A 16768-nucleotide genomic window follows, 5' to 3' on the forward strand; every position below is an offset into this window, starting at 1 on the left:
GCCAAATCCATTCAGCGCCATTCAATGTTCATCGGCGCGAGGCGAGGGTGCATGAGATGCATGCCGACGAACGGTCATGGCTAAACGTTTGCGCGGTTAAATGCCCTGAAAACAATGGAAAAATCAGGAAATCTTCGGCAATGCTTCCGGTCGCGACCAGATCCACAGGTTGCCCAGGGTCATGCCTGCGATCGCCAGATAGATCGGCCAGCCGTGATCGAGCATCACCAGCATCAACGTGGCGCACAGCACCATGCTGACCGTGGCGCTGACCTTGGCCTTGCGGGCGATGATCTTGCCGTTGCGCCAGTTGCTCAGGATCGGCCCGAACAGTCGATGGTTGTCCAGCCAGGCACTCAGGCGCGGCGAACTGCGGGTCGCGGCCCAGGCCGCGAGCAGGATGAACTCGGTGGTCGGCAGGCCGGGCACGACGATGGCGATCAGGCCGATGCCGAGGCTGACATAGGCAAGCAGGCCGAACAGCAGGCGGGCGAGTCGGGAGGCGGCGGGTTGGGGCATGGGCTCGGCGAGAGGCTTGGGTGACAGGGGGGGAGAATCTTACAGACTTACGCAATTCCTTGTGGGAGCTGGCAAGCCAGCTCGCACAGGGTTTTGCGGTGTGGCCAGGATCAGGCCGGTTCGGTTTCTGTGGCGTAAGCCTGTTCCAGCAGCACGGTGAAGCGATTGAACGCATCGATCGCGCCTTGCTCCACTTCGGCTTCCTCTTCGGCACTGAATTGCAGCGAATCGAGGGTGCGCACGAAGCGCTTCCAACCTTCAGCGCGACCGCCCTCAGGCTCGCCCAAGTGTCTGGCGCCGAAGGTTTCGCTCAGGTCCAGCGCGACGGCGCGTTTGATCAGAAACGCGGCACCGAGCTTGGAGCCCTCCGACACGAAGATCCAGCCCAGGGCGCGAGCCTTGCTCGGGTTCTTCACCGCGCCGGCCACCGGTGCAGGGACTTCGGTGTCGAGGTCGGCGAGGTCGGCCTTGGCGGCTTCGGCGCGGCAGCGGGCCGGCAGGTCAGGAACGATGGCGGTCAGTTCGGCATCGTTGTACAGCGACACCAGCTCTGACTGGAACAGGTACTGCGCGACCACGAAGCGGGCGAAATTGGCGCGGGTCTCGAACGGCGCGTGGGCCTTGACCAGCGCATCGAGCTTGCTGTGCGGCTCGTGGGTGATCTGGTTCAGGCGTTGCGAACGCAGGGCTTTTTCCGGGGTGCTCATGAGATGTCCTTGAAAAGAAGAGGCGCTTGATAACGAGACGAACGGGCAAGCGCCGGACAGTAAAAAAACCTCACGGCGCGGCCATGTACAGGCGCCGTGAGGTCATCCGGATCAGATATCCCAGACCAGGTTGATCGCGAAGTTGCGGCCCGGCTGGGTCAGGCGATCAAGGTTGGCCGGTTGCGTCACCGAGGCTTCGCCGACGCTGTCGTAACCGCGCACGTCATCCCACAGCCAGTACTTCTTGTCGGTCAGGTTGTAGAGGCCGCCGCTGACGGTGACGTCGTCGGTGACTTTGTAGTACCCGGTCAGATCAAGAATGCCGAAGCCCGGGGTCTTGAACTGACTGCTCACACCGTCCGGCGACTTGAAGTTGCTGTCGTCGACGCGGTCCTTTTTCTTGACCACGGTCCAGCTCAGCAGGCCGCCATAGTTGTCCTGGTCGTAACCCAGACCGAACACGCCGGTCAGCGGATTGACGCTGTTGAGCGGCTCGCCGTTGTCGTTGTTGCGACCGTAGGCGTAGGCAATCGAGCCTTGTGTGTACAGGCCTTGCGGCGCGCCGAACGAATCGAGGTTCAGGCGACCTTTGACTTCGGCGCCCTTGATGGTCGCGTGCTTGATGTTGCTCGACTGGAAGGTCAGCTCGTCGTAGCCCGGGGTGACGGCGTCTTCGTTGATGAAGTCGCGGTACTTGTTATAGAACACCGCCACGTCGAACGAGCCTTGCTCGAAGTTGCCGCGCAGGCCGGTTTCATAGCTTTTGCTTTTTTCCGGTTCCAGGTCCGGGTTCGGCGCCACGTTGTAGCCGGTGGTGCTGTTCTCGAAGCGGCCATACAGCGCTTTCGCGGTCGGGGTGCGGAAGCCTTCGGCGTACTGACCGTACCAGGTGTAGTTTTCGGTCAGGGCATAGGTCAGGCCGAATTTCGGCGAGACTTTATGCCAGGTCTTGTTCTCGTCGCTGACCGTGCCATTGCCGTCGGCGGCCACGGTGTTGAGAAATTCCTGGGTGATGTGCGGCTTGAGCCGGGTGTAGTCGTAGCGCAGGCCCGGCAGGAAGGTCCAGTCGTTCCAGCTGATCTGATCCTGGGCGAACAGGCTGTAGGTGTTGAGGGTCGGGTCCGGGAAGTCGCTGGACTTCTTCAGCACATCTGCTGCACTGGTGGCGCCGATGGCGGTGCAGCCACGACCGACCGCCAGGCACTTGCCGTCGCCGCTGCGCGAGCCGGTGACTTTCTGCTGCTTGAGGGTGGTGCCGTAAGTCAGCACGTGATCGGTGGCGCCGAGGCTGAAGGCCTTGTCCAGTTGCGCGTCGAAGACCCACTGTTTTTCTTCGTAGATCGTGTCGCGGGTGCGCAGCACTTTACGGGTGATCGGGTAGTAGAACTCGTCGGTGCTCTGATCGGTCTTGGCAGTCTGGTGGTTGAGGTTCCATTTCACGTTGTCCGCCAGCAGGCTGTTGAGCTCGAAGCTGTGCTCCAGGCCGAAACGCTCGCGGGTGATGGTGTCGTTGCCGGTGCGCCACTGGTACATGCCGCCGGGCAGCACGCTGTCCGGGATTGTCGGGGCACCGTTGAAGTACGGGCCGCCGTAAGCGCTTTTCTGATCGGTGTCGCGATCATCCTTGTACTTTTCGTAGGTCAGGCCCAGGCGCGAACCTTCGTTGTAGTTCCAGCCGATCTTGGCCAGCACGTTGGTGGCTTTGACGTCTTCCGGGTTGGCGGCGGTGCGCTCAAGGCCGGTGCCGTTGTTGTTGCCGTAGGAATCGGTTTCATGGCCGTCACGCTGGCTGTAGTGCAGCAAACCGTCGAACTGGTCGGTGCGGCCGGCGACGGTGGCGGATTTCAGCCAGCTTTCGTCGGCGGAGCTGTAGCCGGTCTTCAGGCGGGCACCGACGTCTTTGCCAGGCTTGATGATGTCGTCCGGGTCGAGGGTGTAGTAGCTGACGGCGCCGCCGATGGCATTGCTGCCGTACAGCACCGAGGCCGGGCCACGGAGGATTTCGACGCGCTTGATGATTTCCGGGTCGACGTAGTTGCGTTGGGTCTTGGCGTACGGGCCGTTGAAGAAACCGTCCGGGACTTCGACCCCGTCGACCTGGGTCAGAATCCGGTCGCCGTCGATGCCGCGGATGTTGTAGCCGCTGATCCCGCCGCGCTGGCCGGCGCCGCCCACGGATACGCCCGGCTCGTAGCGCACCAGATCCTTGATGGTGTTGACGTTGTTGCGGTCCAGATCCTGACGGGTCTGCACGGTGACGGTGGCCGGCACGCTGTTGATCGACTGTTCCTGACGGGTGGCGCTGATGGTCACCTGATCGAGGTTGAGTGCGCCGTTGCTGGCGCGTTTTTCCAGCACGACGTTGTTGTTGCTCAGTTTGCGGAAGCTCAGGTTGGTCCCCACCAACAGGCGCTCCAGGGCTTTTTCCGGTGGCAGCGAACCGCGCACACCCGGTGACGACACGTCCTGACCCAACTCCGCCGGCAAGCCGACCTGCCAGCCCGTGACAGCGGTGAACGCGTTGAGCGCCGACACCAGCGGTTGCTGGGCAATGGCGAACGCGTAGTCGCCCATGTTGCGCGTCGGCTGTTCGGTGGCGGCCATCAGCGGCGCGGTGCCGGCCATCAGGATGGCAGCGGTCAGCAGCGACAGCACGCGGGAAGGGGAAGAAGTCTGGCGGGTAAGGCGAGAGGACATCGATAGCGCTCCGTGTCGCACGAATCTTTATAGGTGCTGATTGATCTCGCGAGATGCGAATCAATTGCATTGGCTATAACGAGACGAACGAGCATTGGCTATCGAGTAAAAATAATTCTCATTTAGTTCAATATCACCAACGCCGGGAATTCCCGAAGCCTGGCCGAGGTGATGTGAGCAAGCGAACGCACCACGTCCAGCGGCTGGTCGAGACGGTAGTTGCCGGTGACGGCAACGTCAGCCAACTGTTCGTTGGTGTTGATGATAAAGCCCGGATAGTAGCGGCGCAGTTCGGCCAGCACCTGATTCAGCGGGCAGTTCTCGAAGATCAGCCGACCTTGCACCCAGGCCAGATCGGTGGCGGCGTCGACCTTGGCCGGGTGGTCGAAACCGTTCGGACCGATGCGGATGCTTTCCCCGGCGGACAGCCGCACCCGCGCATCATCACGGGTCGCCCGCAAGTCGACATCGCCGCGCTGCACCCGCACCTGCGCCACACCGTCGAGATAGCGCACGGCAAACGCGGTGTCGCGCACGCTGGCTTTCACTGGGCCGGCGTCGATTTCCAGTGGCTGGCTGCGGCTGGCCGGGATCTCGAAAAACGCTTCGCCCTGATACAGCCGCGCGACCCGTTGCTGATCGTTGATCGTGCTGGAGAAGGCGGAATTGGTGTTGAGCAAGACTTTCGAGCCGTCCTCGAGCTGCAGGCGCTGACGCTCGCCGACCACGGTCAGGTGATCGGCCTGCAAACGCATCGGCAGGTTGCTGAAACTGAACATCCCGAGCAGCAGCACGGCGGCGGTGGCCAGCGGTTTCCAGTGCGGGCGCAGACGCGTGAGGACGGTGACTTTCTTCGGTTTGGCCGCGAGGTTCTGCGCGCATTCGGCGATCTGCGGGCCATCCCAGATCGCCTGGGCCTTGGCGAACGCCTCGGCATTCAACGGATCGGCCGCCAGCCAGGCATGGAATTGCCGGGTCTGCTCCTCGTCCGGACTGCCGAGCACAATGAGCCAGTCCAGAGCCTGGTCCATTGCGCTGGCGGCGTCCTGCGCCGATGAAGGCGAAGGGGAGCGGTGGGTGTCCGTCACGGTGTTTCCTCGGCAGTGTCTGTGCACGGCTGTTTTTTTAGTGAAGCGTAAAAGTCGGGCAAGGGTAACAAAGCCCGATGATCAGTGCAGTCGCTCCTGAGGTTTACAGAAAGGACCTACAGCATCAGTTGCCATTCAAACGTTCGGCGACACTGAGGCAGATGGTCATGATCAGTTTGAGTTCTTTCTGCACCGTGCTGGGGGAGACGCTCAATGCTTCGGCGATCTGCTGATAGCTGTGCCCGTGCAGGCGACTGAGGATGAAAATCTGCTGCTGGCGGGGGCTGAGTTCAGCGAGGCTCACGTTCAGGCGCTCCAGCAATTGCTCGGCGTGGGCGGCGTCTTCGGCGCTGCTGGCGGGGGCGGCGACGCTGTGCACCACGTCTTGCGGCACATCGTCGACCATGGTCCGCGAATGGATCTTGCGCGCACGCAAATGGTCCAGCGCCAGATTGCGCGCGGTCTGGAAGACAAAGGGTTCAAGGTGATCGATGGCCCGTTCGCTCAGCGCCCGGGTGACGCGCAGGTAGGTTTCCTGCAACAGGTCTTCGGCGGTGCTGTGGTTGTTGACCATCCGTTCCAGGGTTCGCAGCAGTGACGTGCGCTGGGCGAGGAACACGTGATTGAAGTGTGATTGACTCACGGAGAGACCTGATCCATTTCGAGCGGATGATAATGCTTATCATCCGCTCGAGTGGTCAAGCCTTGATTTTGATTACTTTGACAGGCAACCGACCTTGTGGGAGCAAGCTCGCTTCCACAGGGATTAGGCGTTTATTCGGCGTTGCACAGCGCCAGGCAGTTATCGAGCATGCGGTTGGAGAAGCCCCATTCGTTGTCGTACCAGGCCAGCACTTTCAGCAGTTTGCCGCTGGATTTGGTGTGGTTGGCGTCGAAGATCGACGACAGCGGGTTGTGGTTGAAGTCGCTCGAAACCAGCGGCAGGGTGTTGTAGCCGAGAATCTTCGAATGCTGGCTCGCAGCTTTCATCAGTGCATTGACTTCATCGGCAGACGCTTCGCGCTTCAACTGCACGGTCAGGTCAACCAGCGACACATTGATCACCGGTACGCGCACAGCCATGCCGGTCAGCTTGCCGGCCAGCTCCGGCAACACCAGGCCCACGGCTTCGGCGGCGCCGGTCTTGCTCGGGATCATGTTCTGGGTGGCGGAGCGGGCGCGGTACGGGTCGGTGTGATAGACGTCGGTCAGGTTCTGGTCGTTGGTGTAGGCGTGGATGGTGGTCATCAGACCGCTTTCGATGCCCAGTTCGCGGTGCAGCACCTGAGCCACCGGGGCCAGGCAGTTGGTGGTGCACGAGGCGTTGGAGATGATCTGGTGCGACTGGCGCAGGATGTCGTGGTTCACACCATAAACGACGGTGGCATCGGCGCCTTTGGCCGGGGCCGAGATAATCACTTTGCGTGCGCCGGCGGTAATATGCGCGGCGGCTTTGGCGCGGTCGGTGAACAGACCGGTGCATTCGAACACCACATCAATCTTTTCCGCAGCCCAGGGCAGGTCGGCCGGGTTGCGGATGGCGCTGACCGAAATCCGGTCGCCGTTGACGGTCAGGCTCTCGTTGTCATGGGCAACTTCGGCGTCGAAAGTGCCATGAACGGTGTCGTACTTGAGCAGATGCGCATTGATCGCGCTGTCGCCCAGATCGTTGATGGCGACGATCTGCAGATCCTGACGATAGCCTTGGGTATACAGTGCGCGCAGGACATTACGGCCGATGCGGCCAAAACCATTGATTGCGATTCGAAGAGTCATTGAACAGCGCCGCCGTCGTTTTGTTGTTGGAATTACAAGATTATTCGCATAAAAATAGAAAACAAGCCTTTTTAGTGGCAATATTTTGTTTTATCTACAACGAGTGACCTGAATCAACTGGTCCGAATGATCAAGAAAACCGCCCGTCATCCCACGCGTGCGGGCTCTTTGATCAGCATAGACAATCAGGTCGCCACATCCGTTAGCCTGGAGTTCTACACATGCATCCCCGCGTTCTTGAGGTCACCGAACGGCTTATCGCCCGCAGCCGCGCCACGCGTCAGGCTTACCTTGCACTGATTCGCGGTGCCGCCACCGACGGGCCGATGCGCGGCAAGTTGCAGTGCGCCAACTTCGCCCACGGCGTGGCCGGGTGTGGCAGCGAAGACAAGCACAGCCTGCGGATGATGAACTCGGCGAACATTGCAATTGTTTCGTCATATAACGACATGCTCTCGGCGCACCAGCCGTACGAAGTCTTCCCGGAACAAATCAAGAACGCCCTGCGCGAAATCGGCTCGGTCGGTCAGTTCGCCGGCGGTACGCCTGCCATGTGTGATGGGGTGACCCAGGGCGAGCCGGGCATGGAACTGAGCCTGCCGAGCCGCGAAGTGATCGCGATGTCGACGGCGGTGGCGCTGTCGCACAACATGTTCGACGGCGCGCTGATGCTCGGCATCTGCGACAAGATCGTGCCGGGCCTGATGATGGGTTCCCTGCGTTTTGGTCACCTGCCGACGATTTTCGTACCGGGCGGGCCGATGGTCTCGGGGATTTCCAACAAGGAAAAAGCCGACGTGCGGCAGAAGTACGCCGAAGGCAAGGCGACCCGCGAAGAGCTGCTGGAATCGGAAATGAAGTCCTACCACAGCCCCGGCACCTGCACTTTCTACGGCACCGCCAACACCAACCAGTTGCTGATGGAAGTCATGGGCCTGCACCTGCCGGGCGCCTCGTTCGTCAACCCGAACACGCCGCTGCGTGAGGCCTTGACTCGCGAAGCCGCGCACCAGGTCACGCGCCTGACCAAACAGAACGGCAACTTCCTGCCGATCGGCGAAATCGTCGACGAGAAGGCGCTGGTCAACTCGATCGTCGCGCTGCACGCCACCGGCGGCTCGACCAACCACACCCTGCACATGCCGGCCATCGCCATGGCGGCGGGCATTCAACTGACCTGGCAGGACATGGCCGACCTCTCCGAAGTCGTGCCGACCCTGAGCCACGTCTACCCGAACGGCAAGGCCGACATCAACCACTTCCAGGCGGCGGGCGGCATGTCGTTTCTGATCCGCGAACTGCTCGAAGCAGGCCTGTTGCACGAAGATGTCAACACCGTGCTCGGCCATGGCCTGAGCCAGTACACCAAGGAGCCGTTCCTCGATAACGGCAAACTGGTGTGGCGCGAAGGCCCGACTGAAAGTCTCGACGAAAACATCCTGCGTCCGGTGGCCCGTGCGTTCTCGGCAGAGGGCGGTTTGCGGGTGATGGAAGGCAACCTCGGTCGTGGCGTGATGAAGGTGTCTGCCGTGGCGCTGGAAAACCAGATCGTCGAAGCGCCGGCCATGGTGTTCCAGGATCAGCAGGATCTGGCCGACGCCTTCAAGGCCGGTCTGCTGGAGAAGGATTTTGTCGCGGTGATGCGCTTCCAGGGCCCGCGTTCCAACGGCATGCCGGAGCTGCACAAGATGACGCCGTTCCTCGGCGTGCTGCAGGATCGCGGCTTCAAGGTCGCACTGGTGACGGACGGGCGCATGTCCGGTGCGTCGGGGAAAATCCCGGCGGCCATTCACGTCAGCCCCGAGGCTTATGTAGGCGGCGCTTTGGCGCGCGTGCAAGAGGGCGATATCATCCGCGTCGATGGCGTCAAAGGCACTTTGGAAATCAAGGTGGACGCCGCCGAATTCGCAGCGCGCGAACCCGCCAAAGGCCTGTTGGGCAACAACATCGGCAGCGGCCGCGAACTGTTTGGCTTCATGCGTTTGGCCTTCAGCTCGGCGGAGCAGGGCGCCAGCGCCTTCACTTCTGCCCTGGAGACGCTTAATTGAAACTGGCTTTGGTCGGTGACATCGGAGGCACCAACGCGCGGTTCGCGTTGTGGAAAGATCAGCAGCTCGAATCGGTTCAGGTGCTGGCCACGGCCGACCATGCCAGCCCGGAAGAGGCGATCAGCCTCTACCTGAGCGGGCTCGGTCTGGCGCCGGGCGCCATCGGCTCGGTGTGCCTGTCGGTGGCGGGGCCGGTGAGCGGCGATGAATTCAAGTTCACCAACAACCACTGGCGCCTGAGCCGCAAGGCGTTCTGCCAGACCTTGCAGGTCGATCAGCTGTTGCTGGTCAACGACTTTTCGGCGATGGCGCTGGGCATGACCCGTTTGCAGCCCGGCGAATTCCGCGTGGTTTGCGAAGGTACGCCGGAGCCATTGCGCCCGGCGGTGGTGATCGGCCCGGGCACGGGTCTGGGCGTCGGCACGTTGCTTGATCTGGGTGAGGGGCGGTTTGCCGCGTTGCCGGGAGAGGGCGGTCACGTCGATCTGCCGTTAAGCAGTCCGCGTGAAACCCAGCTCTGGCAGCACATCTACAATGAAATCGGCCACGTCAGCGCGGAAACCGCCTTGAGCGGCGGCGGTTTGCCTCGGGTCTATCGGGCGATCTGCGCGGTGGATGGTCACGAACCCAAACTCGACACACCGGAAGCGATCACGGCCGCAGGGCTTGCAGGCGACCCGATCGCCCTGGAAGTGCTGGAGCAGTTCTGCTGCTGGCTCGGTCGGGTGGCCGGCAACAACGTGCTGACCACTGGCGGCCGTGGCGGGGTGTACATCGTCGGCGGCGTGATTCCGCGTTTTGCCGATTTCTTCCTCGAAAGCGGTTTCGCCCGCAGCTTTGCCGACAAGGGCTGCATGAGCGATTACTTCAAGGGGATTCCGGTGTGGCTGGTGACGGCGCCGTACTCGGGTCTCGTCGGTGCAGGCGTGGCGCTCGAACAGGAAGGCTGAAGATCGTTCCCACGTCGAGGCGTCGAACGCGTCTGCGTGGGAATGCAGCCCGTGACGCTCCGCGTCACTGGACGCGGAGCGTCCCTTGATACATTCCCACGCAGAGCGTGGGAACGATCGGTCTACACATCAGGCATAATCCGCCCAATTCCAACAACAAGGATGCCTTCGAAGTGAGCTCAGTCAACAAGTCGATTTTGTTGGTCGATGATGACCAGGAGATACGCGAGTTGCTGGAAACCTACCTGACCCGCGCGGGTTTTCAGGTACGGGCCACGGCGGATGGTGCCGGTTTCCGTCAGGCGCTGAACGAAGCGCCGAGCGATCTGGTGATCCTCGATGTGATGCTGCCGGATGAAGACGGCTTCAGTCTGTGTCGCTGGGTGCGCCAGCATCCGCGTCAGGCCCAGGTGCCGATCATCATGCTCACCGCCAGTTCCGACGAAGCCGACCGGGTCATCGGCCTGGAGCTCGGCGCCGACGATTACCTCGGCAAACCCTTCAGCCCCCGTGAACTGCAAGCCCGGATCAAGGCCCTGCTGCGTCGTGCCCAATTCGGCCAGGAGCGCGGCGGCAGTGAAGTGCTGGCGTTCGATGAATGGCGGCTGGACATGGTCAGCCATCGGCTGTTTCACGCCGACGGCGAGGAAGTGATTCTGTCCGGCGCTGATTTCGCCCTGCTCAAACTGTTCCTCGATCACCCACAGGAAATCCTCGACCGCGACACCATTGGCAACGCCACCCGTGGCCGCGACCTGATGCCCCTCGACCGCATCGTCGACATGGCCGTCAGCCGCTTGCGCCAGCGTCTGCGCGACACCGAAAAACCGCCACGCCTGATCCGCACCGTGCGTGGCAGCGGCTACCAACTGGCAGCCAATGTGGTTGCCGGCAATGGTCATTGAGTTCCTGCGCACCACCGCGCGCAAAGTGCCGATGCCGCGTTCGCTGCTCGGGCGAATGCTGCTGCTGACACTGCTCGCGGTGTTGTTCGCCCAGACCCTGTCCAGCGTGATCTGGGTGTCCCAATTGCGCGCGACCCAGCTTGAAGGTCTGGTTACCAGCGCTCGCAGCCTTGCCCATTCGATGACTGCCAGCGTCAGTTACTTCCGCTCGCTGCCGGTGGCCTATCGGCCGCTGGTGCTCGACCAATTGCGCAGTATGGGTGGCACGCGTTTTGTGGTGACGCTGAACGACAAACCGCTGGGCATGGAAGTGCTGCCGGTGACACCGCGCAAGGCGGCAGTACTGCAAGCGGTGGATGAAGTGCTGCGTCAGTCGCTGGGCCAGGACACCGACATTCTGGTGACCTTCGTCAGCCCCGATGACCTGCGCATCTTCAACGCCGGGTTGAAACTCGATGAGTTGCCGCGTTCGTGGGCGCATTACGCGTTGACCCTGGAACCGGTGAATCCACCGGTGCTGGTGACCCAGATTCAATTGGCGCCGGGAGAATGGCTGTACATCGCCTCGCTGCTGCCCGAGCCCTACACCAGTCTTGAAGAACAGGGTCTGCCGACCCAGCAAGTGTGGTTCATCGTCTTCACCAGCGGTTTTCTGTTGTTGTTCATCGGTCTGCTGGTGCACTGGCAGAGCCGGCCGCTCAAGCGTCTGGCGCGAGCCGCGCGGGATTTGTCGCTGGGCGCCGACGTCGAGCCGGTGGCCGAGGGCGGCGGCAGTGAAGTGGTCGAAGTGGGCCGCGCCTTCAACACCATGCGCGAGCGCATCAGCCGTTACCTGACCGAGCGCAGTCAGTTGTTCAGCGCGATTTCCCATGACCTGCGCACGCCGATCACCCGGCTGCGCCTGCGGGTCGAATTGCTGGAAGACGAACAGCTGCAAACCAAGTTCGGCCGCGATCTGGACGAGCTGGAGCTGCTGGTCAAAGGCGCGCTGCAATGCGTGAAGGACACCGACATTCACGAGAACATCGAGCCGGTGGATCTGAACCATGTGCTCGACTGCCTGGTTGAACCGTATCTGGCGCCCAACGGCAATGGTCGCGTGACCCAGCAGGGGCGGGCGCTGGCGGCGTATCCGGGCAAGCCATTGGCGCTCAAGCGCTGCATCGGCAATCTGATCGACAATGCGTTGAAGTACGGCCAGAACGCCCACCTGCACATCGATGACGACGAGAGTGCGTTTGTGCTGCATGTCGATGACGAGGGGCCGGGCGTACCGGAGCAGCGGTTGGAGCAGGTGTTCGAGCCGCACTTCCGGTTGGCGGGGCAGCAGCAGGGTTACGGTCTCGGTTTGGGCATTGCTCGCAACATTGCCCATAGCCATGGCGGTGAAGTGACGTTGCAGAACCTGCGTGAAGGCGGGTTGCGGGTGACCCTTCAGTTACCGCGATCGGCGGATTGAATGTCACCGGTCTGTGACAAAACCCGTCCCCTTCGTTACAAGACCCTCCCGGCCCGTTGTTTAGACTGCCCGCAGTCATAACAACAAAAAAGGCCACCCATGGATCACTTCAATCCGGGCTTCAGCAGTTGGCTGAATGCCCCTGCCCACCAGCAATGGCTCGCCGACGAAGGTCTGCGCCTGCTGGCGTTCGCCAAGGCCTCACGGCTGGCCGAAGGCTTCGGTAATCTCGATGAGCGCGGTCAGCTACAAGCCGGCGCGCAAGCCGAAACCATGAACACCGCGCGCATGACCCACAGTTTCGCCATGGCCCACATCCAGGGTCTGCCGGGATTCGCCGAGCTGGTCGATCACGGCATTGCCGCGTTGCGCGGTCCGTTGCGCGATGCGCTGCACGGCGGCTGGTTCGCCGTCGCCGAACACCGTGACGGCAACACCGGCAAGAACGCTTACCTGCATGCTTTCGTCGCGCTGGCGGCCAGTTCCGCGGTGGTCGCGCAACGTCCGGGCGCCCAGGCGTTGCTGGATGACGCGATCGACATCATCGACACGTATTTCTGGAGCGAGGAAGAAGGTGCCATGCGCGAATTCTTCAATCGCGACTGGCGCGAAGAAGAAGCCTATCGCGGCGCCAACAGCAACATGCACGCCACCGAAGCCTTCCTTGCGCTGGCCGATGTCACCGAAGACCCGCGCTGGCTGGTGCGTGCGCAACGCATCGTCGAGCGGGTGATTCACGGTCACGCCGCTGCCAACGATTACCTGGTGATCGAGCATTTTGACCGCGACTGGCAGCCACTGCGCGACTACAACCAGGACAATCCCGCCGACGGTTTCCGTCCCTACGGCACCACGCCGGGCCACGGTTTCGAGTGGGCGCGGCTGTTGCTGCACCTCGAAGCGGCGCGGGTCCAGGCCGGCATGCTCACCCCCGGCTGGCTGGCCACCGACGCGCAAAAGCTGTTCGAACAAAACTGCCGCCATGGCTGGGATGTCGACGGTGCGCCGGGCATCGTCTACACCCTCGACTGGAACAACAAAGCCGTGGTGCGCCATCGCCTGCACTGGACCCACGCCGAAGCCAGCGCTGCTGCCAGCGCCTTGCTCAAACGCACCGGCGATGCGCAGTACGAAAGCTGGTATCGCCTGTTCTGGGAATTTTGTGAAAGCCATTTTATCGACCGCTGCGACGGCAGCTGGCATCACGAACTCAATCCGCAGAACCGTCCAAGTGCCGATATCTGGGCGGGCAAACCGGATCTGTACCACGCCTGGCAGGCGGTTCTGATCCCGCGTCTGCCGCTGGCACCGAGCATGGCCACTGCTCTGGCACACCTGTCCCGAAGCGTTCCTGTGTAACCATGTGGTGACATTTGCGCGTCCCTTCGTTACCTGCGGGGGAAACGCTCTGTTTAAACTCGTGTGCAGCGCAAGCACCAGACTTGCATGCATAACAACAAGAAAGGTACATCTCAGATGAATGCGATTTCTCGCCTCGCTACTGTCATTTCTGTCGCCTCCCTGTTCCCGCTCGCTGTGCTGCCCCTGAGTGTTTCCGCTGCCGAATCCAAAGGTTCGGTGGAAGTCGTGCATTGGTGGACGTCCGGTGGCGAAAAAGCCGCCGTCGATGTGCTCAAGGCACAAGTCGAAAAAGACGGTTTCACCTGGAAAGACGGCGCTGTCGCCGGCGGTGGCGGTGCGACGGCCATGACCGTGCTGAAAAGCCGTGCGGTAGCCGGCAACCCACCGGGCGTTGCCCAGATCAAGGGCCCGGACATCCAGGAATGGGCGTCGACCGGCCTGCTCGACACTGACGTGCTCAAAGACGTCGCCAAGTCGGAAAAGTGGGACAGCCTGCTCGACAAGAAAGTCTCCGACACCGTGAAGTTCGAAGGTGATTACGTGGCCGTGCCGGTGAACATTCACCGCGTTAACTGGCTGTGGATCAACCCGGAAGTCTTCAAGAAAGCCGGTATTGAAAAAGCCCCGACCACCCTTGAAGAATTCTACGCCGCCGGCGACAAGCTCAAGGCTGCTGGCTTCATCCCGCTGGCCCACGGCGGTCAGCCTTGGCAGGACAGCACCGTGTTCGAAGCGGTCGTGCTGTCGGTGATGGGCGTTGACGGTTACAAGAAAGCTCTGGTCGATCTGGACAACGCCGCCCTGACCGGCCCGGAAATGGTCAAGGCCCTGACCGAGCTGAAGAAAGTCGCGACCTACATGGATGTCGACGGCAAAGGCCAGGACTGGAACCTGGAAGCGGCCAAGGTCATCAACGGCAAGGCCGGCATGCAGATCATGGGTGACTGGGCCAAGTCCGAATGGACCGCCGCCAAGAAAGTCGCCGGCAAGGACTACGAGTGCGTAGCGTTCCCGGGCACCGACAAGGCGTTCACCTACAACATCGACTCCCTGGCCGTGTTCAAGCAGAAGGACGCGGGCACCGCGGCCGGTCAGCAGGACATCGCCAAAGTCGTGCTGGGTGAAAACTTCCAGAAAGTCTTCAGCATCAACAAGGGCTCGATCCCGGTGCGTAACGACATGCTCGCCGACATGGGCAAGTACGGTTTCGACTCGTGTGCCCAGACCGCTGCCAAGGACTTCCTGGCAGACGCCAAGAACGGCGGCCTGCAACCGAGCATGGCGCACAACATGGCCACCACGCTGGCCGTGCAGGGTGCGTTCTTTGATGTCGTGACCAACTACATCAACGACCCGAAAGCCGACCCGGCCGACGCTGCCAAGAAACTCGGCACGGCCATCAAGGCTGCCAAGTAACACCAGCGTAGAGCAGCTGCAAGCTTCGGGTCGCGCATCGGCCTGAAGCCCGCAGCTTGCAGCGGTCCTTCATCTTCTTTACTGGATCTTCCCATGAGTTCTGTTGCTGTGTTCAGCAAGGCCTCGCCGTTCGACGCATTGCAGCGCTGGCTACCGAAACTGGTGCTGGCACCGAGCATGTTCATCGTTCTGGTGGGCTTCTATGGCTATATCCTCTGGACGTTTGTCCTGTCGTTCACCACGTCGACCTTCCTGCCGAACTACAAGTGGGCAGGCCTGGCGCAATACGCGCGGTTGTTCGACAACGACCGCTGGTGGGTGGCGAGCAAAAACCTGGCCGTGTTCGGCGGCATGTTCATCGGCATCACCCTCGTAATCGGCGTGACCCTGGCGATTTTCCTCGACCAGAAAATCCGTCGCGAAGGCTTTATCCGCACCATTTACCTGTACCCGATGGCGCTCTCGATGATCGTCACCGGTACCGCGTGGAAATGGCTGCTCAACCCGGGCATGGGCCTGGACAAATTGCTGCGGGACTGGGGCTGGGAAGGCTTCCGTCTCGACTGGCTGATCGACCCTGATCGCGTGGTGTATTGCCTGGTGATCGCGGCGGTCTGGCAAGCTTCGGGCTTCATCATGGCAATGTTCCTCGCCGGTCTGCGTGGCGTCGATCAATCGATCATCCGTGCCGCCCAGATCGACGGCGCAAGCATGCCGCGCATCTACTGGAAAGTGGTGCTGCCAAGCCTGCGTCCGGTGTTCTTCAGTGCGGTGATGATCCTGGCGCACATCGCGATCAAGAGCTTCGACCTGGTGGCGGCCATGACGGCCGGCGGCCCGGGTTACTCCTCCGATTTGCCTGCGATGTTCATGTACTCGTTCACCTTCAGCCGTGGACAGATGGGCATGGGCTCGGCCAGTGCAATCCTGATGCTCGGTGCGATCCTCGCGATCATCGTGCCTTACCTGTACTCCGAGCTGAGGACCAAGCGTCATGACTAATCTCGCTTCGAAACCTGCCATCAGCCTGAGTCGCATCGCGATCTACGCGGTGCTGATCGTCGCGGTCCTGCTGTATCTGGTACCGCTGGTGGTCATGCTGCTGACCAGCTTCAAGACTCCGGAAGACATTTCCACCGGCAACCTGCTGAGCTGGCCGACCGTGGTCAGCGGCATCGGCTGGGTGAAAGCCTGGGCCACCGTTGACGGCTACTTCTGGAACTCGATCAAGATCACCGTTCCGGCTGTGATCATCTCCACCGCCATCGGTGCGTTGAACGGCTACGTGCTGTCGTTCTGGCGCTTCCGTGGTTCGCAGCTGTTCTTCGGCCTGCTGTTGTTCGGCTGCTTCCTGCCGTTCCAGACCGTGCTGCTGCCGGCGTCGTTCACCCTCGGCAAGATGGGCCTGGCGAGCACCACCGCGGGCCTTGTGTTCATTCACGTGGTCTACGGTCTGGCGTTTACCACGCTGTTTTTCCGTAATTACTACGTGAGCATTCCAGATGCGCTGATCAAGGCGGCGCGTCTGGATGGCGCGGGTTTCTTCACGATCTTCCGCCAGATCATCCTGCCGATGTCCACCCCGATCATCATGGTCTGCCTGATCTGGCAGTTCACCCAGATCTGGAACGACTTCCTGTTCGGCGTGGTGTTCTCCAGCGGTGATTCGCAACCGATCACGGTGGCGCTGAACAACCTGGTCAACACCAGCACCGGGGCCAAGGAATACAACGTGGATATGGCGGCGGCGATGATCGCCGGGCTGCCGACCCTGCTGGTCTATGTGGTCGCAGGCAAGTATTTCGTGCGCGGGCTGACGGCCGGCGCAGTCAAGGGGTAAT

14 protein-coding genes are annotated in these 16768 nt (G+C 61.6%); 8 read left to right on the forward strand and 6 right to left on the reverse strand.

Annotated features, from left to right (window positions below; translation table 11 throughout):
• Positions 1-123: 123 nt before the first annotated feature.
• From L6D81_RS02680 to gap, 6 genes are all read right to left on the reverse strand, one after another.
• Positions 124-519, reverse strand: coding sequence for a YbaN family protein (locus L6D81_RS02680; protein WP_236177803.1), 396 nt, complete (start codon positions 517-519; stop codon positions 124-126).
• Between the two features lie 110 nt (positions 520-629).
• Positions 630-1226: a biliverdin-producing heme oxygenase gene (locus L6D81_RS02685; protein WP_236177804.1), complete on the reverse strand. Its 597-nt coding sequence runs from the start codon at positions 1224-1226 to the stop codon at positions 630-632.
• 111 nt (positions 1227-1337) lie between these two features.
• Positions 1338-3923, reverse strand: a complete 2586-nt coding sequence (locus L6D81_RS02690; RefSeq protein WP_236177805.1) for a TonB-dependent receptor — start codon at positions 3921-3923, stop codon at positions 1338-1340.
• Between the two features lie 122 nt (positions 3924-4045).
• Positions 4046-5011 (reverse strand): FecR family protein, encoded by a 966-nt coding sequence (locus L6D81_RS02695; RefSeq protein ID WP_236177806.1) that lies wholly within the window; start codon positions 5009-5011, stop codon positions 4046-4048.
• A 124-nt stretch (positions 5012-5135) separates the two neighbouring features.
• A complete protein-coding gene (locus L6D81_RS02700; RefSeq protein ID WP_236177807.1) occupies positions 5136-5654 on the reverse strand; it encodes an RNA polymerase sigma factor in 519 nt (172 codons plus the stop codon).
• Positions 5655-5785: 131 nt separating this feature from the next.
• Positions 5786-6787, reverse strand: a complete 1002-nt coding sequence (gene gap, locus L6D81_RS02705) for a type I glyceraldehyde-3-phosphate dehydrogenase (protein ID WP_007951174.1) — start codon at positions 6785-6787, stop codon at positions 5786-5788.
• Positions 6788-7008: 221 nt separating this feature from the next.
• Here gap and edd point away from each other — a divergent pair, with 221 nt between their 5' ends.
• The 8 genes from edd to L6D81_RS02745 all read left to right on the forward strand — a co-directional run bounded on the left by edd (position 7009) and on the right by L6D81_RS02745 (position 16767).
• Positions 7009-8835, forward strand: a complete 1827-nt coding sequence (gene edd / locus L6D81_RS02710) for a phosphogluconate dehydratase (RefSeq protein ID WP_236177808.1) — start codon at positions 7009-7011, stop codon at positions 8833-8835.
• A complete protein-coding gene (locus L6D81_RS02715) occupies positions 8832-9785 on the forward strand; it encodes a glucokinase (RefSeq protein ID WP_236177809.1) in 954 nt (317 codons plus the stop codon). Before edd ends, L6D81_RS02715 begins: the two co-directional genes overlap by 4 nt.
• A 173-nt stretch (positions 9786-9958) precedes the next feature.
• Positions 9959-10690: a response regulator gene (locus L6D81_RS02720; RefSeq protein WP_011335612.1), complete on the forward strand. Its 732-nt coding sequence runs from the start codon at positions 9959-9961 to the stop codon at positions 10688-10690.
• A gap of 31 nt (positions 10691-10721) precedes the next feature.
• The gene (locus L6D81_RS02725; protein ID WP_162803532.1) at positions 10722-12149 is read left to right on the forward strand and encodes an ATP-binding protein; all 1428 of its coding nucleotides are present in this window, start codon (positions 10722-10724) and stop codon (positions 12147-12149) included.
• A 99-nt stretch (positions 12150-12248) separates the two neighbouring features.
• Positions 12249-13508, forward strand: coding sequence for a D-mannose isomerase (locus L6D81_RS02730; RefSeq protein WP_236177810.1), 1260 nt, complete (start codon positions 12249-12251; stop codon positions 13506-13508).
• 117 nt (positions 13509-13625) lie between these two features.
• Positions 13626-14927 carry an ABC transporter substrate-binding protein gene (locus L6D81_RS02735; RefSeq protein WP_236177811.1) on the forward strand — a complete coding sequence of 434 codons (1302 nt, stop codon included), beginning with the start codon at positions 13626-13628 and terminating at the stop codon, positions 14925-14927.
• 93 nt (positions 14928-15020) lie between these two features.
• The gene (locus L6D81_RS02740; RefSeq protein WP_085697145.1) at positions 15021-15929 is read left to right on the forward strand and encodes a carbohydrate ABC transporter permease; all 909 of its coding nucleotides are present in this window, start codon (positions 15021-15023) and stop codon (positions 15927-15929) included.
• Positions 15922-16767, forward strand: coding sequence for a carbohydrate ABC transporter permease (locus tag L6D81_RS02745; protein WP_236177812.1), 846 nt, complete (start codon positions 15922-15924; stop codon positions 16765-16767). Before L6D81_RS02740 ends, L6D81_RS02745 begins: the two co-directional genes overlap by 8 nt.
• Position 16768 lies beyond the last annotated feature (1 nt).

It is taken from the genome of Pseudomonas sputi (genome assembly GCF_021603585.1).
Classification (GTDB): domain Bacteria; phylum Pseudomonadota; class Gammaproteobacteria; order Pseudomonadales; family Pseudomonadaceae; genus Aquipseudomonas; species Aquipseudomonas sputi.

Excerpts from the sequence above, each read along its gene's own strand:
- L6D81_RS02740 (WP_085697145.1), top strand. The coding sequence starts at position 15,021 with ATGAGTTCTGTTGCTGTGTTCAGCAAGGCCTCGCCGTTCGACGCATTG.
- L6D81_RS02680 (WP_236177803.1), bottom strand. The coding sequence starts at position 519 with ATGCCCCAACCCGCCGCCTCCCGACTCGCCCGCCTGCTGTTCGGCCTG.
- L6D81_RS02690 (WP_236177805.1), bottom strand. The coding sequence starts at position 3,923 with ATGTCCTCTCGCCTTACCCGCCAGACTTCTTCCCCTTCCCGCGTGCTG.
- L6D81_RS02735 (WP_236177811.1), top strand. The coding sequence starts at position 13,626 with ATGAATGCGATTTCTCGCCTCGCTACTGTCATTTCTGTCGCCTCCCTG.
- L6D81_RS02745 (WP_236177812.1), top strand. The coding sequence starts at position 15,922 with ATGACTAATCTCGCTTCGAAACCTGCCATCAGCCTGAGTCGCATCGCG.
- L6D81_RS02730 (WP_236177810.1), top strand. The coding sequence starts at position 12,249 with ATGGATCACTTCAATCCGGGCTTCAGCAGTTGGCTGAATGCCCCTGCC.
- gap (WP_007951174.1), bottom strand. The coding sequence starts at position 6,787 with ATGACTCTTCGAATCGCAATCAATGGTTTTGGCCGCATCGGCCGTAAT.
- edd (WP_236177808.1), top strand. The coding sequence starts at position 7,009 with ATGCATCCCCGCGTTCTTGAGGTCACCGAACGGCTTATCGCCCGCAGC.
- L6D81_RS02725 (WP_162803532.1), top strand. The coding sequence starts at position 10,722 with ATGCCGCGTTCGCTGCTCGGGCGAATGCTGCTGCTGACACTGCTCGCG.
- L6D81_RS02685 (WP_236177804.1), bottom strand. The coding sequence starts at position 1,226 with ATGAGCACCCCGGAAAAAGCCCTGCGTTCGCAACGCCTGAACCAGATC.